Here is a 27,000-nt window from a genome sequence, read left to right on the forward strand (position 1 = left end):
TCCAAACTTTTCAAGTCTAGCATACATATTATGCAGTAGTAGATTAGAAAGGAGCACTATATATGTCTTGTTATTACTACTGTAAGAATTGTGAGAGTTACCAAAAGAAAAATCATGATTGCTGTAAAAAAAGAAGTGATTATTATAATAAGTGCGGTAAAAGATGTGATGACTGTTCTTGCGATCATAAGGAGAATAACCTTGTAAGAGCATCTGCTTTTAGAGCTGTAAATACAGTTAATCAAAACCTTCCAGCTAATACTTTTGTTAAAGTATTATTTCAAAATGAACAATTTGATTTAGCGAACGAATATAACCCAGCAACATCAGATTTTACTCCGAAGACTAGAGGAGTTTATTCCGTAATTGGGACGATTGGTTTCTTTCCGAACGATACAAATTTAAATTATAGAGCGCGTGTAGAAGTTCGAGTGAATGGAAATGCGGCAATTGCTATAGATAACGACTTTTTTGGTCCGATAAATTTCGGTAATGTCGTAAGTGTTTCAACAATACTTCAATTACATGCAGGTGATATTGTCGAGATTTTTGCACAAAGTAGTATAGATGGGGTTATTAGTAGTACAGAAGACGGTTCTCATTTTGAGGCTGCAAGATTCCCATCTCCAATTGTATAAATATTAAAAAGGAAAAAAATTTATTAACTCTGCTTTTCGGTGGAGTTTTTTAATTTCATAATAGCAATAGCTCGTCCAAACTTTTTAAATTTATTTTGCATAGTATACAACAATAGATTTAGAAAGGGGATATAAATATGTCTTATTATTATTGTAAGCATTGCAATGGCTATAAAAAGACAAAGCATACTTGTTGTAAGAAGAGTACAGATTATTACGATAAGTGTTGTGATAATGAGAAAGATAAACTTGTAAGGGCATCTGCTTTTAGAGCGGTTAGTACAGTAAATCAAAATGTCACTGCAAATACTTTTGTTAAAGTATTATTCCAAAATGAACAGTTTGATTTAGCGAATGAATATAATCCAGTAACATCAGATTTTATTCCGAAGACTAGAGGGGTTTATTCTATTATTGGTACAATCAGCTTTGCACCTAATGATAGTAATACGAATTATAGAGCGCGTGTAGAAATTCGGGTAAATGATAATCCAGCTATAGCGATAGATAATGACTTTTTTGGTCCACCCAATTTTGCAAATGTCGTAGCTGTTTCAACAATACTTCAATTACATGCAGGAGATGTAGTTGAAATTTTTGCTGAGAGTGATGTAGATGGACTGATTATACAAAATGATCCAGGATTTATTAGTACGCATTTTGAAGCTGCAAGATTCCCATCTCCAATAAAATAAAAGACATGTTTGTGATTTATGGATTATTTTTTTGAAAAAGGCTCTACCTTATGGTAGGGCCTTTTAGTTAAAGGTGTTAAATTTGTAATATATTAAAATAAGTTCATAAACACTTGATAAGCAACACCTAGAGTTAATATGATAGCTAACAGTTTTGCTACCCATCTCGGTGCATTTAAATTTAGTAAAAGGGAATGACATATACTAAATGTAATGCCGAGTGTTAAAAGAATTGCGATAAGATATAAAATTAATAGGAATAAAGGTTGCTCTATGGAGCCGAAGTCAATTTTGGATGGATTCATGTAATATGTACCTCGGTTTTTATTAATATATTAATGAAATAATGAAGAATATAAGGAATTGGAAGAGTAATGTAATAAATACTATAAAAGTAAATTTGAAGTTATGGATGGAGTAGATAAAATAATCTTTGAAAGACTATTCAGAGCCAACATTTGTTTAAGTTTAATATACAAGAACGAACGTTCTTGGTATACTGGAAAATAAAAAAGGTGCGTTTACATGACAAATTTTAGTAATATAATTGAAAAACTAGATGAAATGATTTACAAACCTAATAATCTATTAATTACTAAACGAAAAGAAGAAAAGCAAAATTCAGAATATGCAGGAGGGGTATTCCAGCTAAATAATAGAAGCATCCGATTTAGGGTATCAAAAATTACGCCTAATAAGATTGGACAATTTGTATCTTTTTGGGAGAAGAATGCCTCTATGAGCAATCAGGCATTTTCTTATGATTCAGCTCCTAACCTTTTAGTTATCACTTGTATAGCGGATAATAACCTAGGACAATTTATTTTTCCAAAAGAGATTCTTCTAAAAGAAAAAATATTAAAAACTCAAAATCAAAAAGGGAAAATGGCTATGAGGGTTTATCCTATTTGGGATAAACCTATTAGTAATCAAGCTAAGAAGAGTCAATTGTGGCAACTTCATTATTTTGTCGATTTAAGTGATACTGAAAATGTAGCTACAGATAAATTATTAAACTTATATTCATAGCACATAATAAAAAAATTGAAATATTCAATGTTCGTTCAAATGATATTTGGAAATATTAACAGGGTAAGCCGTTAAGTAAAGAATAAAAAAGGAGCATACAAATAAAGTATGCTCAAAAAAAGATAGGTTTTATGAGTGGAGAATCTCCATACGATAATATATGCGCATTTCATTAATATGTGTAAAATATCAATAAAATATCAACAGAATATCAATTAATGAGTTATTTTAGTTTTTTAATGAAGTCATGTTTTGTGAAATGAAAAAGAGCCGTTTCTTTTGAAAGATGCGGCTCTTTTTATTATTTTGTTATCGTACTGTTCGAAATGATAAATCATAAAATTATACGATTAACAATTTGATAATGATCGGACTTCAGTTATATATTTCTTGAAGTCTGGATATTGAGATACAGTTTGGCAGGTAGGGGTGAGTAGTTGATTAATTAAAGATACATTTGTAATTACTTCGTTACAAGGACCATAGAATGTAACTTTTAGCTTTGAATTCGGGGGAACTTTGAATACGATAGGGATTTTTTTCATTAAATAAACTCCTTACATAACAGAGGTTATATGTTTATTTCCTTTTAATTAGGAAGACATATTAATATAATATGTAATTTTTATTGTAGTTGATTATTACATATACTGTATGAGTTGATGTAATTTCTATTACGTATCAAAATAGTGTTGTGAAAAAATATATATCATGTTTATAAAAAGCTTAAAAACAGACTAATATGAGGGAATAAGCGTTAATTAACTTGTCTCTATATAATAAATTGTAAAAAGGCAGCTTTTTTTAGCTGCCTTTTTACAGGGAGATTGAAAAATCTTGGAGGTCATTCATGAGTATAAGCAAAAATTGCTTATATGTAGTATGTACATTATTTATAGTTTTATCCCAATATTTAGTATGAAATAAACGCAAGTTTATCGTTTACAAATGAAAAAAAAGAAGGACTTATTTATTATGGATAAAAAGAAATTATTTAGTTTTAAAAAATGATGAAAATATATTTATTTGTCTTATAGAAGCTTGCTATTAGGCGTATGGGTCTAGCAATAAAACAAGCTTTGAATAAGATAATAAAAAGGAGTTGATTAGTAATGGGTTATATTGTAGATATTTCGAAATGGAATGGAAATATTAATTGGGATATTGCAGCGTCTCAGCTAGATTTAGTTATTGCTAGAGTTCAAGATGGTTCGAATACGATCGATTTTATGTATCAAGGTTATGTGAAAGAAATGAAGAAACGTAGTATCCCATTTGGGAATTATGCATTTTGCCGTTTTATATCTATTTCAGATGCAAAAAAAGAAGCGCAAGATTTTTGGAATCGTGGCGATAAAAACGCTAAATTTTGGGTGGCAGATGTAGAAGTTCAAACAATGGTAGATATGCAAGGTGGGACTCAAGCATTTATTGATGAATTACGCCGATTAGGTGCAAAAAAAATTGGTTTATATGTAGGACATCACACGTATGTATCATTTGGAGCTCGCAATATTGATGCTGATTTTATTTGGATTCCTCGTTATGGAGGGAATAAACCAGCATATCCTTGTGATATTTGGCAATATACTGATTCAGGAAATGTTCCTGGTATTGGAAAATGTGATTTGAATCAATTGATTGGGAATAAAAATCTTTCTTGGTTTATAGGTTCAAATCAAACAAATCAATCTAGTATTGGAGACAGTAAGCGACCAAATGGAATTGGTATTGCAGTTTCAAAATATAATGATGGATACGGAACTAATTTATATGAAAATCCTGCGAATCCGCAATTTATAGGAAGACTTACGAAAAAAATCCCATATTTAATCTATAAAGGTTATTGGGGAGGTGGCGAAAAAGATATGATTTGTTTAGGTGGTGAACAACAGTGGGCTAAGTTAGAACATTTTAATGTACAATGGTTTTATGCATATTCAAAGTATACACCTGGATATGAAATTAGAACGTACGATGGGCCAAACGGGAATGATACAGGTGCGGTCGATGGGAGGGTTCCTTATCGTATTTGGAATCGTCAAGATGGATATATAGATATAGGTGGGAACAAATGGATCAAAGAAGAACATGTGCAGATTAAATGATGTTAAAAGTCGGATTTATGCCGGCTTTTTTATTTAATAAAGCTTGTCTCTGGCATGAAGAGAAATACTTGCAGAAAACACATTGATTTCACAATAGCGCTGTATAGTTCCTAATATACATTTATCAAAGTGAGGTATTTGAATTGAAAAAGAAAAAGCTATTTATGGGAACTATTATTGCATGTGTGGCGCTAACATTGTCTGCGTGTGGTTCCTCAGAAAATGTTGCAACATCAAAAGTAGGAAACGTGACAGAGAAAGAGTTAAGTAAAGAATTAAGGCAAACATATGGAAAAAGTACTTTATCTCAAATGATGTTAAATAAGGCATTGCTAGATAAATATAAAGTTTCAGATGAAGAAGCTAAAAAACAAGTAGAAGCAGCGAAGGAACAAATGGGTGACAAGTTTAAAGTGGCTTTAGAGCAAGTAGGATTAAAGAATGAAGATGAATTAAAAGAGAGAATGAAGCCAGAAATTGCACTTGAGAAAGCGATTAGAGCGACTGTCACAGATAAAGATGTGAAAGATAACCATAAACCTGAAATGAAGGTAAGTCACATTTTAGTGAAAGATGAAAAAACTGCGAAAGAAGTAAAAGAGAAAATAAATAATGGTGAAGATTTTACTGCTTTAGCGAAACAGTATTCGGAAGATACTGGTTCAAAGGAACAGGGCGGAGAAATCGCTGGTTTTGCTCCTGGTCAAACTGTGAAAGAGTTTGAGGAAGCTGCATATAAATTAGATGCAGGACAAGTAAGTGAGCCAATAAAAACATCTTATGGTTATCATATAATAAAAGTGACGGATAAAAAAGAATTGAAACCATTTGATGAAGTAAAAGATACGATTCGAAAAGATTTAGAACAACAAAGACTGCAAGATGCGACAGGTAAATGGAAACAACAAGTAATCAATGATCTATTGAAAGAAGCAGATATTAAAGTAACAGATAAAGAATTTAAAGATACATTTAAATTCTTAGATGAGAAATAAGGTTTAGAAGAAAAACAGAGATTTAGCATAATGCTATATTTCTGTTTTTTTGTTTTCAATAGAAAAGGGAACTCATATAGAGTTCCCTTTTCGCGTTAGTGTGTGAGTTATAAATAGATAGTAAGACAATACAATATTACATTTAAATATTAAGAATTACAATAGGAAAATTTGGATGTAGATAAAAGGAATAAGCAATTAAATTCGCAAAATGTTGAAATGATAATGTTTTAGTTAATTAATTTTGTTAAATATAAACTAAATATATTTTCGTGGAGAGTGAATTGAGGACATAATTTAAAGAATGGTACATATCATATTTATTGGAGTATAAATTAACTTTATAGGAAGTGACATGTTGAACATTTAGTACAAAAGTATGTTCTTAATGATGATAAGAATTATTTATCCCGCTATTTATGGGAGTCTTACTGCTCGTAAAAGCCCGATTGGTGAAGGCTAATAATCAGTGGGTGATGGACAAAACCCTCACTGATTATTAGCCTTCACCTTATTAAAATAGGATGAATATTTTTATTTTTACTAGATTATTAAATTAATTTGGGGGAGAATATATGAAAGTTATTTTTAAGAGAGAAGGCGGAGGGAAAATTTTTGAATCATCTAATGAAAATATAAGCGTTCTATTAGCTGTATTAAAAGAAACAAAAGGGATAAAGATTGGGATGGTTGAGTATGAAGTATTAGAATATAAACTGGAATATTATCGGAATCCGAAAAAAACAGAAACAGAGAGAGAATTACATATTATAATGCAACCCAAGCATATTCAATAAAGAAAGTGAAAAATTGATGAGTGTGAATCTTACTGCCTACAAATAGCAGGATAAATGGTAGTAATTGTCGATATGTATGAAACTTATGAGGAATGAATTGTTTTACATCATAAGTTTCTAAAGCTTTGTGAGTTCGTTCATAATAAAAGTGTATGCTTTTGTTGAAGGATGGTGAATGAGATATAGCTGAAATTTGTATTCCAGAAAGAACGTTAGTTAGGATAGAAAAGTAAAATTAGAAATATAATTAGTTCAATAAAAGCGGCTTCACATTAGGTGGAGTCGCTTTTATTGTTGCTACACGTATTCTATGATGCGATAGGAAGTGCAAAGAAATTTGATTAATAAAAGGGAGTAATAAATGAGTATGAATAAACTTCATATATTAAAGTTGCATTTTGTTTGAAAAATTTACATGTTGCACTTCCGAAAGAACATTCGTTCGTGTATAATTAGAACGAATGTTCTTTCGGAGTGGAGATTTCTACAAATTCATAAATAGTTTTGAATTGGAAAGCTACGCTACATATAAATATGAGATGGATAAAGTGTATTTAGGAGTGAAATTAGTGAGGTATCATGGTCACAGTTTCGAACCATGTTGGAATATAAAGCAAAATGATACGGCAAACAAGTCATTGTCGTATCGAAAACATTTGCTTCAAGCCAATTATGTTCTTGTTGTAGATATCAAAACAAAGACGTTAAAAATCTAAACCTACGTAAATGGGACTGCCCTTCTTGTAGTACACATCATGATAGGGATATTAACGCAAGTATCAATCTAAAGAATGAAGCGATAAGGCTTCTAACCGCAAGGACTGCGGAGATAGCCTAATAAATTAGAGTTCGATAGAACTCTTTACTTAGGAATCCCCCACTTCTAAACGAAGTGAAAGTGGGGTAGTTCAAGAATGGATAGATATAGAAAATTGAGGAGTAAAGAAAATGAATTATGTAAAGATACAGGAAAAAGGAAGAGAGTGGGTTCCGTTTACAGTAATGTCGGAACAATTATTAAGTATGAAAAAAATTATTGGAGAGAAATTAAAAGTCCAAAGACCGCTAATAACAAATGAAGCGAAAGACAGCATTTCAGACAAATTATTAACTTCATTATTGTCTGAAGAAGAGATGTTAGTGACATATTTTGAAGAAGGATACATACTTACGAGTTATATGACAGTGGTTCATATAAATCCAATTCAACAAATTGTAAAATGTACAGATGCATTTTATAAAACATATGTATTTTCTGCAATGGACATAATTGATGTAACCTAAAAGAAGCTGAATTTTGAAGTTTAGCTTCTTTAATTTATCTAGCTATTTACGGACAGGCAGATTCACACCTCAAAATTCGGCTGTGAGTCAGGCTACCTGTTAAAACCTAATTTTTTGAAGAGGTGAAGAACTAAATGAAAAAGCAGCTAGCTGCAAGCTAGCTGCTTAGTCCCAGGGAAAGGGAGAAAAAGATTGGCACTCAAAAAATCAATGATAGCTGTGTATCAGCCTGAGTATAGTATAGACAAATTTTAAAATGTTATACAAAAATGATTACAGATCTGGTTAGGCCGTACCAACTTGGTTTTGATCTGCTAGATCAGAATCAAATGTATTAGTCGCGCTAACCCCACTAAAAGTGTTCACTACGAAACCAACGTTAGATGCGCCAGAGCCGTTATAAGCTTTCGTATTCTCTTTTGGAGAAACATTGTAGAAATCACCTAAGTTGAAAGATCCGTTACTATTTTGTACAACTAAATTCCCAACAACTGAGGGCATAATTTTCACCTGCTTTATAAGTAATTGTTTGCATTACTATATGAAGGTATAGTCTAATTGGTTCATTTGACAAATATTCCGGAATAGAAAAATGTTTGAAGCTTTGTTTAATCAATCGAGCAAAAAGTATGTTAAAATTAATGAAGAGCTGAATTTTAAAAAGAATAAATTTGAATAATTAATATATATGGAATTAAAGGAGGCAAAATGTAATGGATAATGTTATAAAAACAGTGGATTTAACAGATGCAGAATCAAGTAAACTTGTTGCTTATATTTGTAGTAATGATGTCACATTGATCGAAAAAGCATTTTGTCCTAATGAAATAAAATTAAAGTTTAATGAAATAGCAATTTTATCGGCAATTAAAACCGCATATATTACGAAAGTATCTATAAGGAAAGAACTTGAAGCAATTTTTCACGATACAGGCGTTTTATTAGTAAAGCAAAATGTTGAAAGGAATAGTATTCAATCTATAACAATGCATTTTGAGCAATTTAAAAAGTTGCAAAATGAGATTGAGAATTTAAATAAAAGTATGTTATAAGACTAGGTGGAAATTTATTGATAGAGGTGGGCTCTGTTAAGTTGAAAAAGTGGATTGAAAAGTATTTGGATAAATCGAACCGTAAACATAAATATACTTTCATTAAGGTGTAACCTATATTTATCGATGTGAGAAATGTAGGGAATAGAAGATACAATTTAAAAATAATAACGATACAAACAAAAAGAGTAACTATGATGGTTACTCTTTTTGTTTGTAATATGTAATATCAAAAATACTTCTAAAGTATGAAATGAATTGATACTTAAGTGAGAAGTTGAATAAGAATAAAAAGAGTAATATTAATGGAAAGGAGGAGATGAAGTTGGAGCGAAACGACATTGGGAAACTTGTAATTATTACTGGAGTAACGCAAGGGTTAGGACGTGCAATGGTTGATAGGTTTCATGAATTGGGGTGGAACATAGCAGGGTGTGGACGCTCAAAAAATAAAATTGAAGAGCTTAATAAATATTACGGTGCTTCACATGATTTTCAAATAATTGATGTTTCAAATCATCACCAAGTTAGTAAATGGGCAAGTCGTATTCTTAATAAGTATAGGGCTCCCGATATGTTAATAAATAATGCATCGATTGTTAATCAAAATGCACCTCTATGGAAAGTTACCGCACAAGAATTTGAAAGTGTAATGAGTGTAAATGTGAACGGGGTAGTAAATGTCATTAGGGCGTTCGTCCCGGCGATGATAGCTAGGAAAGAAGGAATTATTATTAACATGAGCTCTAGTTGGGGAAGAGAAGGCGAGGCTGAACTTGCGCCATATTGTGCCTCGAAGTTTGCTGTTGAAGGTATCACGCAGTCAATGGCAATGGAACTACCAAATGGTATGGCAGTAGTTGCTTTAGATCCAGGTGGCAGTATTAGCACTCCAATGCTTCACTTATGTGCACCTCAATATGTAAAAGAATCTCCTACACCTGAAATGTGGTCACATAAAGCAATTCATTATATATTAAATATATCAATAGATAAAAACGGTGAGTCATTGACATGTCCGGCATACATTCATTGAGAAACTTCTTGTCAAAAAGAGCGCCTGAAAGGTGCTCTTTTGTATTATTAGTACATTATGTGATGCACAAAATTACATATGAAAAATAGAATAATGAATTAAAGGTGATATTTGTTTGTTTTGAATGTACTAGAAAATTTAAATATAGGTGATGGGAAATGAACCTACGCGATTTAGAATTGACAGGTGCCTGGTTTCAAGTAGGAGGAAATCTTATAGCAGCAATTGGAACAACTAGAGGGTTTGCAGGAGAAGAAAAGATTGAGTCGGATCTCGTTATTGTAGGAAGTTCATTACAAGCTCTCGGATATATATTACAAATTATAGCAACTAATGATGCGAAAGATGAAGATAAATGTGAGAAGCAAGAGGTAACTATAGATAATAAAAATAAAGCGCTAGCGAAAACGGGGATTGAGTTATTAGCTTTAGGTAATATTTCAAATGTAATAGGAACGTATTTTAATCTCAATGAACAAATGAAAGAAAATGATTTCCTTATAATTACTGGAAATAGTTTGCAATCAATTGGCGCTTTTTTAGGAGTAGAAGTAGCATTGAATGAGATAAATGGAATACAGTGGATTATCGTATTAGGGAATTCAATGCAAAGTTTAGGTGCGGGATTACAAGCATATGAAGGTATTAAAAATATACCAAAAGAAGAAAAGGGAAAAGAAGACAGTAATATAGATAAAGAAGATCAACGTATAATAGGGCTAATAGGTATTTGGATACAAGCAATAGGTACTGTAATTTCAGCAATTGGATTAACCGAAATAGTAGAGGAACAACGATTGGAATCTAAGAAAAGGTGATGAAATACTCATTTCAATGAAGTTTGGAGTATTTCAATTTTAGAAGTAGGACAAGATGGATGTGTTAATTGTTTTTGTAGGCTTTTTCATATAGGCGTAGAATATACATATAAACGAACAGGTGAAAATAGCTTGTTAACGTTAGTGAGAGGCTTCTCATTTAGTTATACTATTATATGTGATTTTTGTAATGATGAGTTCTTATATACGCTTTTAGAAATAACATGATTTCATAGGTTTGATAGTGTAGGAGATGGATGGGGAAGAATCGAAAAATAAACATTAAGGAGTTTTTCAGACATGATGTACTTATTAGCAATTTTACTTCCGCCGGTAGCTGTTTTATTTTGCGGAAAGCCGTTTCAAGCGATTATTAATTTCATTTTAACCTTAATTTTTTGGGTTCCAGGAGCGATACACGCAGTTCTTGTCGTACATGATAAAAAAGCCGACAGGCGACTTAAAAAACAAGTTCAAGCGTATGATGAAATTAATAAAAGAAATAGAAGGTAAATTGCGATTGACATACAAAAAAGAAAGGGGATTTGATTCGCCTTTCTTTTTTGTATGCCAATCAAGTTTAAATTTTAGTATAGCGGTAAGAATTTTTAATATAAGTATTATGATAATAACTTTTAGAGTGTGCGTTTAATAAACCGGTGTAAATGCTTTCTGGCACATTAAAGAAATCATACATACCATTCTTTAGTTGAATACGTAAAATCATAGAAAAAGGATTATAGCCAACAGCAACTAATTTTTTTGAAATAACGGGAGATAGCTCCATCATTACGCAACTCCTTATTTTTCATTTTAGATGGTTTCTTGTAGAGAAGGGGATTGTCGTGTTGAAATCCTAATAATTAAAGGAGTATTATACTTATATGCAATATATTAAATGTTTGTTGTACGTAATTATAAGGAAGTTCACACGAAGTACATATCGTTGTGCTATTTTTATTTCACCTTTGATTTATAAATAAGAAAATATTGACCATTTGAAAAAAAGGTATATTATTTATACGAGGTATTAAAAATTCACTTCTTACATTCTATGCTTTAAGGGGCAGTATTATTAGAAAAAATAGAAGTGAAAATAGTTTGTATAAGAAGTATTCTAAAATGTATAATCTGTGAATTGGGAAAATATTGAATGCTCCAGGTCAATATACTTTCTTGATTAAATGTATTTGGGAAAGTGACCTCAATATTTTCAAGTAAATCAACGGGAGAATTGAAAGGCAGGAGAAAGTAACATGTCAGAAAATTATCGTTCTCGAGAGGAGCGACGACAAGTTCAAAAGAAAAAACAGCCAGCTTCTAAAAAAACAAAACCAAAAGGTAAAACATCGTTTTTTCGTAAATTTTTAATCAGTTGTTTACTACTTGGTATTGTAGGTTTAGTGGCAGGGGTTGCTACCTTTTTCGTAATGATTAAGGATGCACCAAAACTTGAGAAAGCAAAACTTGTTAATCCGTTATCCTCAAAAATCTATGATAAAGACGGGAATTTGGTATATGAATATGGGAAAGAAAAGCGGACGAATGTTACGTATGATCAAATCCCTAAATTGGTAGAAAATGCATTTTTAGCAACAGAAGATTCGCGTTTTTATGAGCATAGCGGAGTAGATTTTAAAGGTACTGCTCGTGCAGTTTTAGTTAGTCTTAAGGGAGATTATGGCTCTCAAGGTGGTAGTACGATAACGCAGCAAGTTATTAAAAACTACTTCTTATCGATGGAAAAAACGTCAAAACGTAAAGTTCAGGAAATATATTTAGCGTATAAGCTAGAACAACAATATTCAAAACATGAAATATTAGAGATGTATTTAAATAAAATTAATTTAGGAAACCGTTCATATGGAATCGCAACAGCAGCACAAAACTACTACGGTAAAGAATTGAAAGATTTAACATTACCAGAAGTTGCGATGCTAGCTGGCTTACCAAAAGCACCGAATAACTATGACCCAACGAAAAAAGAAAATGTTCAAAGGGCAACAGAAAGAAGAAATACTGTACTAAACTTAATGAATAGACATGGTTATATTACAAAGGCAGAAATGGAAGAAGCATCGAAAGTACCAGTGGATAAAAATATTAAGAGTGCAGCTGAACTACAAGCGATGCCATATACTGCATTTATGGATGCAGTAGTGAAAGAAGTAGAAAAGGAAATACCAGATGTTAATATTGGATCTGATGGTTTAGAAATTTATACAACATTGGATCCAAAAGCACAGAAATTAGCTGATAATATTTTGAATACAAATATTATTAATTATCCAAATGATAAATTCCAAGGTGCTTTCACATTTATGGATACGAAAACTGGAGAAGTTCGCGCTATAGGTAGTGGGCGCGGTGAAAATAAAGCAGTATTTAAAGGGCATAATATGGCGATTGAATTAGATCGTGCAGCTGGTTCAACGATGAAACCAATTTTTGATTACGCTCCTGCAATTGAATATTTAAAATGGGCTACTTATCATCAAATTGATGACTCTCCATTTAAGTATTCAACTGGCCAAGAAGTTAGAAATGCAGATAGAAGTCATTTAGGGCCAATCTCAATGCGTGAAGCACTAACAAAGTCACGTAATATCCCAGCTATTAAAACAGCTAAAGAGGTAGGTATTAGTAAATCGAAAGAGTTCTCTGAGAAATTAGGTATTACATTTAATGTAGCACCGACAGAATCAACAGCGATCGGTACAAATGAAGCGTCACCAACAGAAATTGCAGGTGCTTATGCGGCATTTGGGAATGACGGTAAGTATACGAAGCCGCATTTTGTTAAGAAAGTAGTTTATCCAGACGGCAAGTCACAAAGTTTTGGACAAAAACCAAAATCAGTTATGGCGGATTCTACAGCATATATGATTACTGATATGCTTCGTTCTGTAGTTACATCAGGTACTGGTACATCGGCAAATGTGGCCTCTTTAGATGTAGCTGGTAAAACAGGTACAACTAACTATTCTTCAAAACAACTAGCACAATATGGAATTCCAGAAAGTGCAACTCGTGATAGTTGGTTTGCAGGATATACACCGCAATATACGATGGCAGTATGGACTGGATATACGAAAGATGGTAAAGACGAGTATATTAGTAGTAAAAATACGAAAATTGCACAGTTGATCTTTAAAGAAATGATGAGCGAGATGGCTACAGATAAATCACGCTTTAAAATGCCAAGTAGTGTTATTCAAGAAGGTAGTGAATTGCGTATAAAAGGTGAAAAACGTGATTCATCTCCAAATACGAGCGTACCGGATACAACGGAACAACCAAAACAAGATCAACAGCAAAAAACTGAAGAAGAGAAAAATCAAGAGGAATTAAAGAAACAGGAAGAACTTAAGAAACAAGAAGAGCAAAAGAAACAAGAAGAGCAAAAGAAGCAAGAAGAGCAAAAGAAACAAGATGAACAGAATAAGCAAAATGAACAAAACAATGGAAATGGTCAAGGAACTCCAAATCCACCAACTAATGGAGGTGACCAAGGAACTCCAAATCCACCAACCACTGGAGGTGGCCAAGGAACTCCAAATCCACCAACCACTGGAGGTGGTCAAGGAACTCCAAATCCGCCAACCACTGGAGGTGGCCAAGGAACTCCAAATCCACCAACCACTGGAGGTGGCCAAGGAACTCCAAATCCACCAACCACTGGAGGCGGCCAAGAAACTCCAACCCCACCAACTACGGGCGGGAACACAGGAGAGGCTCCTTCCAATAATGGACAATAAATAATGCATTTTAAAAGCACCAAAGGTACCGGGAAAAACGGTTTCTTTGGTGCTTTTTGTATTATAAAGAGTAATATTATTTTTAAATATTAAAAGTACCATAGAAATTTTGAAAGTAAATTGATGGGAAATGATAAAAAATTTGAGTTGGCGGTATTGGATAACTAGGGCTATAAAAAATAGTACTACTCGGGTGTGTACCATGATGCCAAAATGAAGGGGTGAATTGGTCAGTCGATTGATATTGTTGCCAAGCGGCAGGAAGTTCGATACCAACATCAGAACTAGCTGTATGAACGACAGGAACATGTATTGAGGGAGCTGATGGGACAACGGCGGTTATTCTTGGTGATACCCACATGAAAACGATCACTCCTAAGTTTAATAATAAAATAGTATATTCTTCTAAAACATATAAAGGTACATATATAGGTTTTTTGCTTAAAACATAGGCATAAAGTCGTAAGACCAACTTAAATTGATGGTAGACCATTTATTATGAAAAGATACGTCTATTAGCGGAGGGCAAGGGAACATGAAAAATATACAATTGATGTGTTGATTGTAATATTTTACGTGTTTATGGAGGGATTTTAATGGAACGATTATGGACGAAATCATTTATACAAATGACTATCGCGATGTTATTTTTATTTACGGGGTTTTATTTACTTGTTCCAACGCTCCCGCTCTTTATTAAAGAGATTGGTGGAAATGAATCGCAAGTTGGACTGATGATGGGAATGTTTACAATAGCGGCAGTTGTAATACGACCGATTATTGGAGGTATGTTAGATCAATATGGTAGAAGATCTTTTATTATTTTCGGACTCATATTTTTTGGGATAACGATGTATTCGTATAATTTAGCATCGACTATTGTCCTTTTAGCTGTTTTACGCGTTATTCACGGAGTGACGTGGGCTGTTTCTACAACAGCAGTTGGAACAGCGATAACTGATATTATTCCAGATTCACGTCGTGGTGAAGGGATGGGCTGGTATGGCATGGCGATGACAATCGCGATGGCAATTGGTCCGATGATTGGATTATGGGTTGTACAAAATTATTCATTTCATGGTCTATTCTTGTTAGCAACTCTTTTATCCTTTATGGCAGTCGTATTATCGTTAATAACGAAAATGCCATTCACGCCACAAAAAGAAAAAGGGAAAATTCAGCTGTTTGAAAAATCCGTTTTATCAATAACGGTTGTTGTTTTCTTTTTATCATTTGCATATGGAGGAATAACAACATTTTTACCATTATTCGCGTCATCAATTGATGTGAATCCTGGGACATTCTTTCTTGTATATGCAATTGCTTTAACAATTGTACGACCTATTTCAGGAAAACTATTAGATAAGTATGGAGAAGTTTTTATCATACTTCCGGCACTATGTATTACTATTTTAGCGATAGTTGTACTAACGATTTCAAATGGTTTGATAGGTGTAATGATTGCAGCGGCATTATATGGTGTTGGATTCGGTTCAGCACAGCCCGCTTTACAAGCAGCGATGCTGACAATTGTTGATCCTAGTAAAAGAGGAGTTGCTAACGCTTCATTCTTTACCGCTTTTGATTTAGGGATTGGATTAGTTGCGATTTTACTTGGAGTTGTTTCACAAATGTTTGGTTACCGTATTTTATTCGCAGGTAGTGCAATTTCAGGATTAATAGCTTTAATTATATTTGTCATTTTTGTAAAACAACGATTAGGCAAAAAAGATTTTGCGTATAAAGCATGATGAATCTATTTGATGTATTGTAAGGTACGGAGGAAATAGCTCAATTCAGTCCGGATATTCTTTAGGGATTGTTTCTGAGAAATCAGTTCGGGAAATAGTGTCAGTTGAGAAAGACGGTAGTTTATTTTTATAGATTTTGATGATCTTTCGTACTTTCAAAACTATGAATTAGTTGTAAGCTATCGTAAAGAAACGGAAGAAATTTAATTTAATTATGTAAAATAATAATTTTATTAAAAATAAATAAATTTTATATAAGAATTATATTTATGGGAATATGAAATAAATATTATAAAAAACCGAGCTGTGCATGAGTGCAGCTCGGTTTTTTATGTTTGTTGAAGAAAAAGGGATTAAAGGTATATTTAGTGGGATTATATGGATAATTGTTATATTTCGTTTTAAAAAATTGTAAAAGGATGTCTGTCCTTTCTTTATAAAAGATGAAAGTTATTTTTGAAAAATTGTATTATTACATCGGTAAAAGTATAGGAAACTTATCATTATAAAATAAATTGAAATCTTCTAAAAACTCTGATACATTGAAATAGAAATGTAGTTTCATATTATTGTAAAGGCTTACAGTTATGTGCACGAAGATCTATTAGGATTGGAGGAAATAATGATGAAAGCTGAAGAAAAATTTTCCCCGGGATTAGATGGTGTAGTAGCAGCGGAAACGAAAATTTCGTTTCTTGACACAGTAAAAGGTGAAATTGTAATTCAAGGGTATGATTTAATCGAACTCTCAAAAACAAAAGAGTATTTAGACATTGTGCACCTTTTATTAGAAGAACGTTTACCGAATGAGGATGAGAAAGCAACAATTGAAAAGAAATTAAAAGAAGAATATGCAGTGCCAGAAGGTGTATTCAATGTTCTAAAGGCATTGCCTAAGGAAACGCATCCTATGGATGGGCTACGTACAGGTGTGTCTGCATTAGCTGGTTACGATAGTGATATCGAAAACCGCTCGTTAGAAGTGAATAAAAGTCGAGGATACAAGCTTTTAAGTAAAGTGCCAAATATTGTAGCGAATAGCTACCATATTTTAAATAATGAGGAACCAATTGAGCCTCTTCAAGAATTGTCATATAGTGCGAATTTCTTCTATATGTTAACTGGAAAGAAACCAACTGAACTTGAAGAGAAAATCTTTGATCGTTCCCTTGTTTTATATAGTGAACATGAAATGCCAAACTCTACATTTACAGCACGCGTTATTGCATCAACGCAATCCGACTTATACGGCGCTTTAACAGGAGCAGTTGCATCCTTAAAAGGAAGTCTTCATGGCGGTGCGAATGAAGCGGTTATGTACATGCTTTTAGAAGCTGGTAATGTTGAGAAATTTGAAGAGTTATTACAGAAGAAACTATATAACAAAGAAAAAATTATGGGCTTTGGACACCGTGTTTATATGAAAAAGATGGATCCAAGAGCACTTATGATGAAGGAAGCATTAAAGCAGTTATGTGATGTGAAAGGCGATTATACACTATATGAAATGTGTGAAGCTGGAGAAAAAATTATGGAGAAGGAAAAAGGAATTTATCCGAATCTTGATTATTATGCTGCTCCAGTATATTGGATGCTTGGTATTCCAATTCAACTTTACACACCAATCTTCTTTAGTTCTAGAACAGTAGGGCTATGTGCACACGTAATTGAGCAACATGCGAACAATCGTTTGTTCCGTCCACGTGTAAATTATATTGGCGAGCGACATGCATTTAGTAAATAAAAACAACTGGGGAGTTGTTAGCGCCGCCCGCCAGATGGGTGTTTGACCGACACCCATCATTAATAATAACGAATTTTCGACAGAAAGGGAAGAATAGCATGATTAAAACAAATGAAATTAAACAAAAAGATGCATTATTAGAAGAAATTACGGACTATGTATTAAATAAAGAGGTTACAAGTGCAGAGGCATTCAGTACGGCTCGCTACGTATTACTTGATACACTTGGATGTGGAATTTTAGCACTACAATACCCAGAGTGTACGAAATTATTAGGACCAGTTGTACCAGGAACAATCGTGCCAAATGGTACACGTGTACCAGGAACATCTTATGTGCTAGATCCAGTAAAAGGCGCATTTAATATCGGATGTATGATCCGTTGGTTAGACTATAACGATACTTGGCTTGCAGCAGAGTGGGGACATCCATCTGATAACTTAGGCGGAATTTTAGCAGTTGCAGATTATATTAGCCGCATTCGTATTTCAGAAGGAAAAGAACCATTAAAAGTACGTGAAGTACTAGAAATGATGATTAAAGCACATGAAATTCAAGGTGTACTTGCTTTAGAAAACAGTTTAAACCGTGTTGGTCTTGATCACGTATTATACGTAAAAGTAGCGACGACTGCAGTAGTTGCAAAAATGCTTGGCGGAACGCGTGAGGAAATCTTTAATGCATTATCACATGCGTGGATTGATAATTCTAGTCTTCGTACATATCGTCATGCTCCAAATACAGGTTCACGTAAATCATGGGCAGCAGGTGATGCGACGAGCCGCGGTGTTCATCTTGCAATGACTGCATTAAAAGGTGAAATGGGTTACCCAACGGCATTATCTGCACCAGGATGGGGATTCCAAGATGTGTTATTTAACAAGCAAGAATTAAAATTAGCAAGACCGCTAGAATCTTATGTAATGGAAAATGTATTATTCAAAGTGTCATTCCCAGCAGAATTCCATGCACAAACAGCTGCAGAATGTGCAGTGAAATTACATCCGGAACTTAAAGAAAGATTAGATGAAATTGATCGTATTACAATTACAACTCATGAGTCAGCAATTCGTATTATCGATAAAGAAGGTCCATTAAATAACCCAGCTGATCGCGATCACTGCCTACAATACATTACGGCAATAGGTTTATTAAAAGGAGATATCGTTGCGGATGATTATGAGGATGTAGTAGCGAATGATCCACGTGTAGATGAATTACGTAATAAGATGGTTGTTGTTGAAAACAAACAGTATAGTTTAGATTACCTTGACCCGAACAAGCGCTCAATCGCCAACGCTGTTCAAGTTCATTTTAAAGATGGTACTGTAACAGAAAATGTGGAATGTGAATACCCACTTGGCCACCGTTTCCGTAGAGACGAAGCAATTCCAAAAGTTGTTCGAAAATTCACTGCAAATATGGCAGGTCATTATTCTAGTAAGCAACAAGAAAAAATCCATGAAGCTTGTCTAAATGAAGAAAAACTAGAAAATATGAATGTAAACGAATTTGTAGATCTATTCTTAATTTAATAATAGGGGGAATTTAGAATGGCTTGGGTTGTGAATAAACAGTCGACACAAGAGGAGCTTACGAATCGCTTCCGAGCTTTAGTAGAAGCAAATGAAATTTTGCAAATTCCAGGTGCTCATGATGCAATGGCGGCTCTTGTTGCGAAAAATACAGGTTTTTCAGCTCTATATTTATCGGGAGCTGCTTACACTGCAAGTAAAGGATTACCAGATTTAGGAATCGTGACGTCTACTGAAGTAGCAGAGAGAGCAAGGGATCTAGTTAGAGCTACAGATTTACCAGTTCTTGTTGATATTGATACAGGATTTGGTGGAGTACTAAACGTAGCGAGGACAGCTGTAGAAATGGTGGAAGCGAAAGTTGCGGCTGTTCAGATTGAAGATCAACAATTACCAAAGAAATGTGGACATTTAAATGGTAAGAAACTTGTTACTACAGAAGAATTAGTTCAAAAAATTAAAGCGATTAAAGAAGTTGCGCCAAGTTTATATATTGTAGCACGCACAGATGCTCGCGGCGTGGAAGGATTAGATGCAGCGATTGAAAGAGCGAATGCATATGTAAAAGCAGGGGCAGATGCAATATTCCCAGAAGCGCTTCAATCGGAAGAAGAATTCCGTTTATTTACTAGCAAAGTGAATGCACCTTTACTAGCAAATATGACTGAGTTCGGAAAAACACCATATTATAGTGCAGAGGAATTTGCGAATATGGGCTTCCAAATGGTAATTTATCCTGTAACTTCACTTCGTGTTGCTGCAAAAGCATATGAGAATGTGTTTACGCTAATTAAGGAAACAGGTTCTCAAAAAGATGCACTTTCTAATATGCAAACGAGAAGTGAATTATATGAAACAATTTCATATCATGACTTTGAAGAGTTAGATACTGGAATTGCAAAAACAGTATTATCTGAAGATCAATAGGTAGAAGGATTTAGGCGATGAAAATACATCTTTGGCAAAACGAACTGCTTGATGTGAAAAATCATCGCCTTCTGTTTTCAATAATAAGATATTCCACTCATCGTAGACGAGCATATGCAAAGATCAACGAAGGCCGAAATGATAGGGGGATTCAGATGGAGAAAACGAAGTTACCATGGGATGAATTTTTTTCACTCAATAAAGATGTGAATAATACTTTCTTTACACCAGAAGATTTTTCAGGGGATGAAGATTTAATTGCAAAAACGACAGAACAATTCGTTAAACAAGAAATTGTCCCGCAAATTGAGAATATTGAACAACATAACTATAAAGTTTCTCGCCAATTATTTGAGAAAGCTGGGGAACTTGGATTATTAGGCATTGAGGTACCAGAAGATTATGGCGGATTCGAGTTAGGAAAGGCTGTCTCAGGTCTTGTAGCAGAGAAAATGGGTTACGCTGGTGCATTTAGCGTTTCTTTTAATATACACGCAGGTGTTGGTACGTTGCCTTACATATATTACGGAACGAAAGAACAAAAAGAAAAGTATTTGCCGAAAATCGCATCAGGAGAATGGATTGGTGCTTATGCTTTAACTGAGCCAAATGCTGGTTCTGATGCATTAAGTGCAAAAACGAGTGCAGTATTGAATGAAGATGGTACTGCTTGGAAGTTGAATGGTGAGAAGCAGTGGATTACAAATGCTCATATGGCAGATGTATACGTTGTTTTTGCGAAGACAAATAAAGGAATGACAGCGTTTATTGTCGAAAGAACATGTGAAGGTGTATCAATAGGATTAGAAGAAAAGAAGATGGGGATTAAAGGATCTTCAACAGCGACGCTTATTTTAGAAGATGTTGTCATCCCCGCTGAAAATATTTTAGGGGAAGTTGGGAAAGGGCATCACGTAGCTCTTAATATTCTTAACTTCGCTAGACTAAAACTTGCTTTTGGAAATATTGGAACAGCAAAACAAGCAATCGGTTTATCAGTTCAATATGGAAAAGAGCGAAAACAGTTCCAAACGGAATTAGTAGATTTTACGATGATTCAAGAGAAAATTGCCAATATGATTATTTCTACATATGGAGCAGAAAGTGCAGCTTACCGTACAGCGGGTGTAATTGATGAAGCAATTCATGAGAGTGATGAAGATCTTATGAAAAAAATGTCCCAATTTGCAATTGAATGTGCACTGAATAAAGTAAACGCTTCTGAAACACTTGCTTATATCGTAGATGAAGCTGTACAAATTCATGGTGGTTACGGTTATATGCAAGAATACGAAGTAGAACGATTATATCGTGATGCTAGGATTAGTCGTATTTTTGAAGGAACGAATGAAATTAATAGATTAACAGTTGCAAAAATGTTAATGAAGCAAATCGAGCAAATAGAAGATGCTGAAGTAGAAATTGATGTGGCAAATGTAGAAAGAAACCATCGTTACATTTTATTAGCGAAAAAATTGTTGAAACAATCTTTGAAAACGCTCTCTAAAACTCCAGGTTTAAAAATTGAGCAAGAGCAAGAATATTCACGCGTATTATCAAATATGTTGACGGACGTGTACGTCATGGAATCAGCATTTTTACGTACGAGGAAAGCAGTTAGTAAAAATGGTGAGGAAAAAGAGCGTACGAAGCAAATGATAACAGGTGTTATTTGTGAAGAAGGATATCGTAAAGTAGAAGAAGCTGCGATTTCCATTCTTTCAGCAGCTGTCACAGAAGAACAAAATAGACAAGAAATATTAGCTGAAATCCGTCAATTATTAGTGCCTTTATACTCAAACTTATTTACGAAAAAGAGAGATATTGCGAAAGTTATTATAAATCGCGGGAAATATATTGTGTAAATAGGAGGAAAGCGATATGAAAAAGATTGGTTTTATCGGTTTAGGTAACATGGGTCTTCCAATGTCTAAAAATTTAGTTAAATCTAGCTACACAGTATATGGAGTGGACTTGAATAAAGAGGCGGAAGCTTCCTTTGAAAAAGAAGGAGGAATTATCGGCCTATCAATCTCAAAACTAGCAGAGACATGCGATGTGATTTTTACAAGTTTGCCTTCACCTCGTGCTGTGGAAGCGGTATATTTTGGGGAAGAAGGATTATTTGAAAATAGCCACTCGAATGTAGCTTTAATTGATACAAGTACAGTATCTCCACAATTAAACAAACAATTAGAGGAATCGGCGAAGGAAAAGAAAGTAGACTTTTTAGCAGCACCTGTTAGCGGTGGGGTAATTGGTGCAGAAAACCGTACATTAACGTTTATGGTTGGTGGATCGAAAGAAGTGTATGAGAAAACTGAATCTGTCATGGAAGTACTTGGAGCGAATGTTTTCCATGTTAGTGAGCAGATTGATAGTGGTACAACTGTTAAATTAATTAATAATCTATTAATTGGTTTTTATACAGCTGGTGTGAGTGAAGCTTTAACATTAGCGAAAAAGAACAATATGGATTTAGATAAAATGTTTGATATTTTAAATGTAAGTTACGGTCAAAGTAGAATTTATGAGCGTAATTATAAAAGTTTCATTGCATCAGAAAATTATGAGCCAGGCTTTACTGTGAATTTATTAAAGAAAGATTTAGGATTTGCAGTAGATTTAGCGAAAGAAAGCGAACTTCACTTACCAGTAAGTGAGATGCTATTAAACGTATATGAAGAAGCGAGTGAGGCAGGATATGGTGAAAACGATATGGCTGCTTTATATAAGAAAGTTAGCGAACAATTAATTTCTAATCAAAAATAGTGCACTTATAAAAACAATGATAAAAAAGGAGAGAATATAATGATTACAACTGAAATTAAACGAGTGAAAAATCATATTAATGGCGAATGGGTAGAATCTACTGGTACGGAAGTAGAAGCGGTTCCGAATCCGGCAACCGGAAAAATCATCGCTTACGTTCCACTTTCTCCAAAAGAAGATGTTGAAAAAGCTGTTGAAGCGGCAAAAGCGGCATACAAAACATGGTCTAAAGTGCCAGTTCCAAATCGTTCAAGACAACTATACAAATATCTACAACTGTTACAAGAAAATAAAGAAGAGCTTGCAAAAATCATTACGCTAGAAAACGGTAAAACGCTAACGGATGCAACTGGTGAAGTACAGCGTGGTATTGAAGCGGTAGAACTTGCAACATCAGCACCAAATTTAATGATGGGACAAGCCCTTCCGAATATTGCTAGTGGAATTGATGGATCGATTTGGCGCTATCCAATCGGAGTTGTTGCTGGTATTACACCGTTTAACTTCCCGATGATGATTCCATTATGGATGTTCCCACTTGCAATTGCTTGCGGTAATACATTCGTATTAAAAACATCTGAAAGAACGCCACTTTTAGCTGAGCGACTTGTAGAGTTATTCTATGAAGCTGGTTTTCCAAAAGGGGTATTAAATTTAGTACAAGGCGGAAAAGATGTTGTAAATAGTATTTTAGAAAATAAAGATATTCAAGCAGTTTCGTTTGTTGGCTCTGAGCCAGTGGCACGCTACGTATATGAAACTGGTACAAAAAATGGTAAACGTGTACAAGCGTTAGCAGGTGCGAAAAACCATGCGGTTGTTATGCCAGATTGCAACCTTGAGAAAACAGTACAAGGTGTAATTGGGTCTGCGTTCGCAAGTAGTGGAGAGCGCTGCATGGCATGTTCAGTAGTAGCAGTAGTTGATGAAATTGCTGATGAATTCATTGATGTATTAGTAGCGGAAACGAAGAAGTTAAAAGTAGGTGACGGTTTCAACGAAGATAATTATGTTGGACCATTAATCCGTGAATCTCATAAAGAACGTGTTTTAGGCTATATTAATAGTGGTGTAGCAGATGGAGCAACTTTACTAGTAGATGGCCGTAAAATCAATGAAGAAGTTGGAGAAGGTTACTTTGTTGGTGCAACAATCTTTGATGGTGTAAATCAAGAAATGAAAATTTGGCAAGATGAAATTTTCGCTCCGGTATTAAGTATTGTAAGAGTAAAAGATTTAGAAGAAGGTATTAAGCTGACAAATCAATCGAAATTTGCGAATGGTGCTGTTATTTATACATCAAATGGAAAACATGCACAAACATTCCGAGACAATATTGATGCTGGTATGATTGGTGTAAACGTTAATGTTCCAGCACCAATGGCATTCTTCGCATTTGCAGGAAACAAAGCTTCATTCTTTGGAGATCTTGGTACAAATGGTACGGATGGAGTTCAATTTTATACACGTAAAAAAGTTGTAACTGAGCGCTGGTTTTAATAAAGTGAAATGATAATGAGTGGGGTGCATTCCCACTCATTATAAAAATAATACAAACGAAAATACACTACTCATAATGGAGTAGTGTATTTTCGTTTGTATTGTGTTAACTATTTCTTTCAAAGGCTAATTTAATACCAAACCCAATTAAGACGATTCCTGTAATCCCTTGAATATAACGCTGTGTCTTCGGTTTTTTCATAAAAGCACTAATTTTATCAATTAAAAATATATAAAAAGCAAACCAAATGACGGTTAAAATGAGATAAGTAAGTCCCATAACGAGAAGTTGTATAAATGTATTATGATTTGGATTTAAAAACTGTGGTAAAAAAGTTAAAAAGAAGACTGCAATCTTAGGGTTTAGTAAATTTGTAAGAAACCCTTGGCGAAAGCAAGAAGTATGTTTATTGTCATTATTTATTGGAACGTCATTTGTATTGAAGTCTTCTGTGTTTCTTACTGCTAAAAGGGCTTTAATACCAATATAGACTAAATATACAGCACCAACATATTTAAAAATAGAAAATAAAAGAGCAGACTTTACAATAAGTGCTGAAAGACCAATTACAGCAGCTAAAGTGTGAATTAAAAGCGCAACACAAGTACCAAAAACAGTTTTTACGCCGCCGATTTTGCCGGCAATCAATGTGTTTTTCGTAGCCATTGCTGTATCAGGACCGGGTAGAATAATAAGACATATAGACATAATAATAAACAGAAAAAAATTTTCCATAATGTTATCCGCCTTCCTTTTTTTGTTTTTAGAAAATTCAATTAACGTTAGTTTAACATACATTTTAGTTAAATAAAATTAAATTATATTTAAAATTATTTAACTAAAAAGAAGAGGCAATATAGAGTAGCTGAGAGTGTGCTACAATATATGGCCTCTTTGTTTAAGCGTTAAGTAAGTTAAAGAATCGATTTACATCTTCTTCTGAAACATCACTTAATTGTTTATATTTATAATTTGGATTTTGGTCTTTATCAACTACAACGGAGCGTACTCCTTCAAAGAAATCTTCATGTCGCATGAAGTTTTTAGCGAGTATAAGATCTGTCGCGAAACATTCTTCAACTGACTTTTCTTGGCCATCAATAAACTGTTTTAATGTTACCTTTAATGAAACAGGGGATTTGGATAATAGCTTTTCTTTCGTTGTTTGGGCAAATGGACTTTGATCTTTCTCTAACGATTGAATGATTCCCTCAATTGTATCGAATGCAAAATGCGAATTAATTTCTTCTACTGAAGAAGAAAGATTGCCATCTAAGTTTGGAGCAGTTGCAAATGTACGAATAACTTCTTTTAAATGAGTATGTACATCTTCTTTTTTCCAATTTACATTTTCAAGTGCGGTAAGGAAATTTGGTAATGAATCTGATGTCATAAAGTAATCAGCAGCGTTAATATATAATACATCAGGAGCTTTTAAAATAGATGCTGTTAAAGCAACATATCGACCAGTATATCCAGGCGCTTTATTTAAGAAATAAGCAGCACCGACATCCGGGAAGAAACCGATGTTCATTTCAGGCATTGCCCACTTCGTACGCTCTGTTACAATTCGATACGTCGCTCCATTTGTCAGACCGACACCACCGCCCATTACAATTCCATCTAAACAAGCGATAATTGGTTTTTTGTATTGATAAATAAATGTATCAATTTCATATTCTTCTTCAAAAAACTGCTCTGCATGTTGTAATGCAACTTCGTTAGAACGTGCTTCGTATAGCGTTTTAATATCACCACCTGCACAAAAACCTTTCGTCCCAGCTCCTTTTAAAACGATGAGTTCAATACGCTCATCTTGCTCCCATTCTTTAAGTTTTTGCCCAATTGGTTGTAACATGTCATAGGATAAAGAATTAAGTGCTTTTGGACGGTTTAAAGTAATAGATGCAACGCCGTTTTCGCTAACAGAAAATAAAACGTGTTCAGTCATTATAAATCCTCCCTTACTTATCTTTCTATTCTTATTTCTTGATACATGCTGAAATGTCCTCTATAATTTTTGTCTAAATTAGGTGCTTAGTGTTAGTATTTATCGCATATTTTGACGAGTTATATTTGCAGGATTTCAGAGAATGAAGAGGAATATTACAACATTACTGTAAGTGCTATTATTTGAAAATGTCGTGTTGAAGGCGCTATTATATGTATAACTTATATTGAGTTAGTATACGTGGCGTAAATTAAAAAGTGGATGTAGAAAAAGTTAAAAGGCTGAATTATCTAACTTTTAAAGAGCGCGGGGTTTGTATATAATTAGAAATAGAGAAAGGAGAGATCGGAATGCCAGGACCTTTACTATTGTCGGTTATTATTTTGTCATCTCTTATGGTAGGAATTACACAGTATTTTCATCATACAGATACGACAGAAGAAGTGAAGGCTAAGGTACGTCTCGTGTTTCCGATTTTTATAATATCTATTTCCATATGCTTTTTATTAAATAAAGATGGGTATGTTGTGGCCGTATTTGCGTTTTTTGTAGCGATTGTCCTAATAACTGTATTGTACTACGTTATGAAAGAGTACTTACAAAAATAAG

General features: G+C 33.8%; 27 protein-coding genes and 2 pseudogenes. 22 read left to right on the forward strand and 7 right to left on the reverse strand.

What is annotated here, in order from left to right; translation table 11 throughout:
* The first annotated feature begins 62 nt into the window (after nucleotides 1–62).
* Together MKY70_RS11815 and MKY70_RS11820 are read left to right on the forward strand one after the other, a co-directional pair.
* Nucleotides 63–638 carry a C1q-like domain-containing protein gene (locus MKY70_RS11815; protein WP_002012631.1) on the forward strand — a complete coding sequence of 192 codons (576 nt, stop codon included), beginning with the start codon at nucleotides 63–65 and terminating at the stop codon, nucleotides 636–638.
* A gap of 137 nt (nucleotides 639–775) precedes the next feature.
* Nucleotides 776–1,333: a C1q-like domain-containing protein gene (locus MKY70_RS11820; RefSeq protein ID WP_002031830.1), complete on the forward strand. Its 558-nt coding sequence runs from the start codon at nucleotides 776–778 to the stop codon at nucleotides 1,331–1,333.
* A gap of 92 nt (nucleotides 1,334–1,425) precedes the next feature.
* Here the strand turns inward: MKY70_RS11820 and MKY70_RS11825 are convergent, their stop codons facing one another.
* Nucleotides 1,426–1,638, reverse strand: coding sequence for a hypothetical protein (locus MKY70_RS11825; RefSeq protein ID WP_002031831.1), 213 nt, complete (start codon nucleotides 1,636–1,638; stop codon nucleotides 1,426–1,428).
* A 220-nt stretch (nucleotides 1,639–1,858) separates the two neighbouring features.
* On the opposite strand from MKY70_RS11825, the gene MKY70_RS11830 reads away from it, so the two are divergent.
* Entirely contained in the window at nucleotides 1,859–2,362 is a 504-nt protein-coding gene (locus tag MKY70_RS11830; RefSeq protein ID WP_002141670.1) for a MepB family protein, read from the forward strand.
* 350 nt (nucleotides 2,363–2,712) lie between these two features.
* On the opposite strand, the gene MKY70_RS11835 is transcribed toward MKY70_RS11830, so the two are convergent.
* Nucleotides 2,713–2,907 carry a hypothetical protein gene (locus MKY70_RS11835; protein ID WP_002085768.1) on the reverse strand — a complete coding sequence of 65 codons (195 nt, stop codon included), beginning with the start codon at nucleotides 2,905–2,907 and terminating at the stop codon, nucleotides 2,713–2,715.
* A 567-nt stretch (nucleotides 2,908–3,474) separates the two neighbouring features.
* Here MKY70_RS11835 and MKY70_RS11840 point away from each other — a divergent pair.
* The 5 genes and pseudogenes from MKY70_RS11840 to MKY70_RS11860 all read left to right on the forward strand — a co-directional run bounded on the left by MKY70_RS11840 (nucleotide 3,475) and on the right by MKY70_RS11860 (nucleotide 7,546).
* Complete coding sequence (locus MKY70_RS11840) at nucleotides 3,475–4,470, forward strand: glycoside hydrolase family 25 protein (protein WP_341024338.1); 996 nt, start codon at nucleotides 3,475–3,477, stop codon at nucleotides 4,468–4,470.
* A 143-nt stretch (nucleotides 4,471–4,613) separates the two neighbouring features.
* Nucleotides 4,614–5,465, forward strand: coding sequence for a peptidylprolyl isomerase PrsA (locus MKY70_RS11845; protein ID WP_002031835.1), 852 nt, complete (start codon nucleotides 4,614–4,616; stop codon nucleotides 5,463–5,465).
* A 575-nt stretch (nucleotides 5,466–6,040) separates the two neighbouring features.
* Entirely contained in the window at nucleotides 6,041–6,262 is a 222-nt protein-coding gene (locus MKY70_RS11850; RefSeq protein ID WP_002012623.1) for a hypothetical protein, read from the forward strand.
* 565 nt (nucleotides 6,263–6,827) lie between these two features.
* Nucleotides 6,828–7,100 (forward strand): annotated as a pseudogene (locus tag MKY70_RS11855) (zinc ribbon domain-containing protein); the annotation flags it as partial.
* A 110-nt stretch (nucleotides 7,101–7,210) separates the two neighbouring features.
* Complete coding sequence (locus MKY70_RS11860) at nucleotides 7,211–7,546, forward strand: YolD-like family protein (RefSeq protein WP_088032881.1); 336 nt, start codon at nucleotides 7,211–7,213, stop codon at nucleotides 7,544–7,546.
* A gap of 285 nt (nucleotides 7,547–7,831) precedes the next feature.
* Here the strand turns inward: MKY70_RS11860 and gerPF are convergent, their stop codons facing one another.
* Nucleotides 7,832–8,047: a spore germination protein GerPF gene (gene gerPF / locus MKY70_RS11865; protein WP_001141569.1), complete on the reverse strand. Its 216-nt coding sequence runs from the start codon at nucleotides 8,045–8,047 to the stop codon at nucleotides 7,832–7,834.
* 212 nt (nucleotides 8,048–8,259) lie between these two features.
* Between gerPF and MKY70_RS11870 the strand changes: the two genes are divergently transcribed.
* The 4 genes from MKY70_RS11870 to MKY70_RS11885 all read left to right on the forward strand — a co-directional run bounded on the left by MKY70_RS11870 (nucleotide 8,260) and on the right by MKY70_RS11885 (nucleotide 10,965).
* Nucleotides 8,260–8,598, forward strand: coding sequence for a hypothetical protein (locus tag MKY70_RS11870; protein WP_088032883.1), 339 nt, complete (start codon nucleotides 8,260–8,262; stop codon nucleotides 8,596–8,598).
* A gap of 325 nt (nucleotides 8,599–8,923) precedes the next feature.
* The gene (locus MKY70_RS11875) at nucleotides 8,924–9,634 is read left to right on the forward strand and encodes an SDR family oxidoreductase (RefSeq protein ID WP_002085764.1); all 711 of its coding nucleotides are present in this window, start codon (nucleotides 8,924–8,926) and stop codon (nucleotides 9,632–9,634) included.
* Nucleotides 9,635–9,792: 158 nt separating this feature from the next.
* A complete protein-coding gene (locus MKY70_RS11880) occupies nucleotides 9,793–10,452 on the forward strand; it encodes a DUF6944 family repetitive protein (protein WP_002035373.1) in 660 nt (219 codons plus the stop codon).
* Between the two features lie 300 nt (nucleotides 10,453–10,752).
* Nucleotides 10,753–10,965 (forward strand): YqaE/Pmp3 family membrane protein, encoded by a 213-nt coding sequence (locus tag MKY70_RS11885; RefSeq protein ID WP_002085763.1) that lies wholly within the window; start codon nucleotides 10,753–10,755, stop codon nucleotides 10,963–10,965.
* 67 nt (nucleotides 10,966–11,032) lie between these two features.
* Here MKY70_RS11885 and MKY70_RS11890 read toward each other — a convergent pair whose 3' ends face one another.
* On the reverse strand, nucleotides 11,033–11,242 hold the full coding sequence (locus MKY70_RS11890; RefSeq protein WP_002035375.1) for a KTSC domain-containing protein: 210 nt from the start codon (nucleotides 11,240–11,242) through the stop codon (nucleotides 11,033–11,035).
* Between the two features lie 466 nt (nucleotides 11,243–11,708).
* Between MKY70_RS11890 and MKY70_RS11895 the strand changes: the two genes are divergently transcribed.
* On the forward strand, nucleotides 11,709–14,210 hold the full coding sequence (locus tag MKY70_RS11895) for a PBP1A family penicillin-binding protein (RefSeq protein WP_341024344.1): 2,502 nt from the start codon (nucleotides 11,709–11,711) through the stop codon (nucleotides 14,208–14,210).
* Nucleotides 14,211–14,292: 82 nt separating this feature from the next.
* Here the strand turns inward: MKY70_RS11895 and MKY70_RS11900 are convergent, their stop codons facing one another.
* Nucleotides 14,293–14,571 carry a hypothetical protein gene (locus MKY70_RS11900; protein WP_341024346.1) on the reverse strand — a complete coding sequence of 93 codons (279 nt, stop codon included), beginning with the start codon at nucleotides 14,569–14,571 and terminating at the stop codon, nucleotides 14,293–14,295.
* A 235-nt stretch (nucleotides 14,572–14,806) separates the two neighbouring features.
* Here MKY70_RS11900 and MKY70_RS11905 point away from each other — a divergent pair, with 235 nt between their 5' ends.
* From MKY70_RS11905 to MKY70_RS11940, 8 genes and pseudogenes are all read left to right on the forward strand, one after another.
* Nucleotides 14,807–15,961 carry an MFS transporter gene (locus MKY70_RS11905; protein WP_341074512.1) on the forward strand — a complete coding sequence of 385 codons (1,155 nt, stop codon included), beginning with the start codon at nucleotides 14,807–14,809 and terminating at the stop codon, nucleotides 15,959–15,961.
* Nucleotides 15,942–16,168: pseudogene (locus MKY70_RS11910) on the forward strand (HesB/YadR/YfhF family protein). The gene MKY70_RS11905 and the pseudogene MKY70_RS11910 overlap by 20 nt, the downstream one beginning before the upstream one ends.
* A gap of 415 nt (nucleotides 16,169–16,583) precedes the next feature.
* Entirely contained in the window at nucleotides 16,584–17,705 is a 1,122-nt protein-coding gene (gene mmgD, locus MKY70_RS11915; protein WP_002127276.1) for a citrate synthase, read from the forward strand.
* 98 nt (nucleotides 17,706–17,803) lie between these two features.
* A complete protein-coding gene (prpD, locus tag MKY70_RS11920; protein WP_341024352.1) occupies nucleotides 17,804–19,240 on the forward strand; it encodes a 2-methylcitrate dehydratase in 1,437 nt (478 codons plus the stop codon).
* Between the two features lie 18 nt (nucleotides 19,241–19,258).
* A complete protein-coding gene (gene prpB / locus MKY70_RS11925; protein ID WP_002168448.1) occupies nucleotides 19,259–20,167 on the forward strand; it encodes a methylisocitrate lyase in 909 nt (302 codons plus the stop codon).
* A 155-nt stretch (nucleotides 20,168–20,322) separates the two neighbouring features.
* On the forward strand, nucleotides 20,323–22,032 hold the full coding sequence (locus tag MKY70_RS11930; protein WP_044439787.1) for an acyl-CoA dehydrogenase family protein: 1,710 nt from the start codon (nucleotides 20,323–20,325) through the stop codon (nucleotides 22,030–22,032).
* 16 nt (nucleotides 22,033–22,048) lie between these two features.
* Complete coding sequence (locus MKY70_RS11935) at nucleotides 22,049–22,939, forward strand: NAD(P)-dependent oxidoreductase (protein WP_002031851.1); 891 nt, start codon at nucleotides 22,049–22,051, stop codon at nucleotides 22,937–22,939.
* Between the two features lie 39 nt (nucleotides 22,940–22,978).
* Entirely contained in the window at nucleotides 22,979–24,439 is a 1,461-nt protein-coding gene (locus tag MKY70_RS11940) for a CoA-acylating methylmalonate-semialdehyde dehydrogenase (protein WP_002031853.1), read from the forward strand.
* Between the two features lie 106 nt (nucleotides 24,440–24,545).
* Here MKY70_RS11940 and MKY70_RS11945 read toward each other — a convergent pair whose 3' ends face one another.
* Nucleotides 24,546–25,178 carry a LysE family translocator gene (locus tag MKY70_RS11945; RefSeq protein ID WP_088032889.1) on the reverse strand — a complete coding sequence of 211 codons (633 nt, stop codon included), beginning with the start codon at nucleotides 25,176–25,178 and terminating at the stop codon, nucleotides 24,546–24,548.
* A 160-nt stretch (nucleotides 25,179–25,338) separates the two neighbouring features.
* Nucleotides 25,339–26,391: an enoyl-CoA hydratase/isomerase family protein gene (locus tag MKY70_RS11950; RefSeq protein ID WP_002065275.1), complete on the reverse strand. Its 1,053-nt coding sequence runs from the start codon at nucleotides 26,389–26,391 to the stop codon at nucleotides 25,339–25,341.
* Nucleotides 26,392–26,741: 350 nt separating this feature from the next.
* Between MKY70_RS11950 and MKY70_RS11955 the strand changes: the two genes are divergently transcribed.
* Nucleotides 26,742–26,999 (forward strand): hypothetical protein, encoded by a 258-nt coding sequence (locus MKY70_RS11955; RefSeq protein WP_002012747.1) that lies wholly within the window; start codon nucleotides 26,742–26,744, stop codon nucleotides 26,997–26,999.
* Nucleotide 27,000: the final 1 nt, after the last annotated feature.

It is taken from the genome of Bacillus sp. FSL R9-9492 (assembly GCF_038007365.1).
In the GTDB taxonomy this organism is placed as follows: domain Bacteria; phylum Bacillota; class Bacilli; order Bacillales; family Bacillaceae_G; genus Bacillus_A; species Bacillus_A mycoides.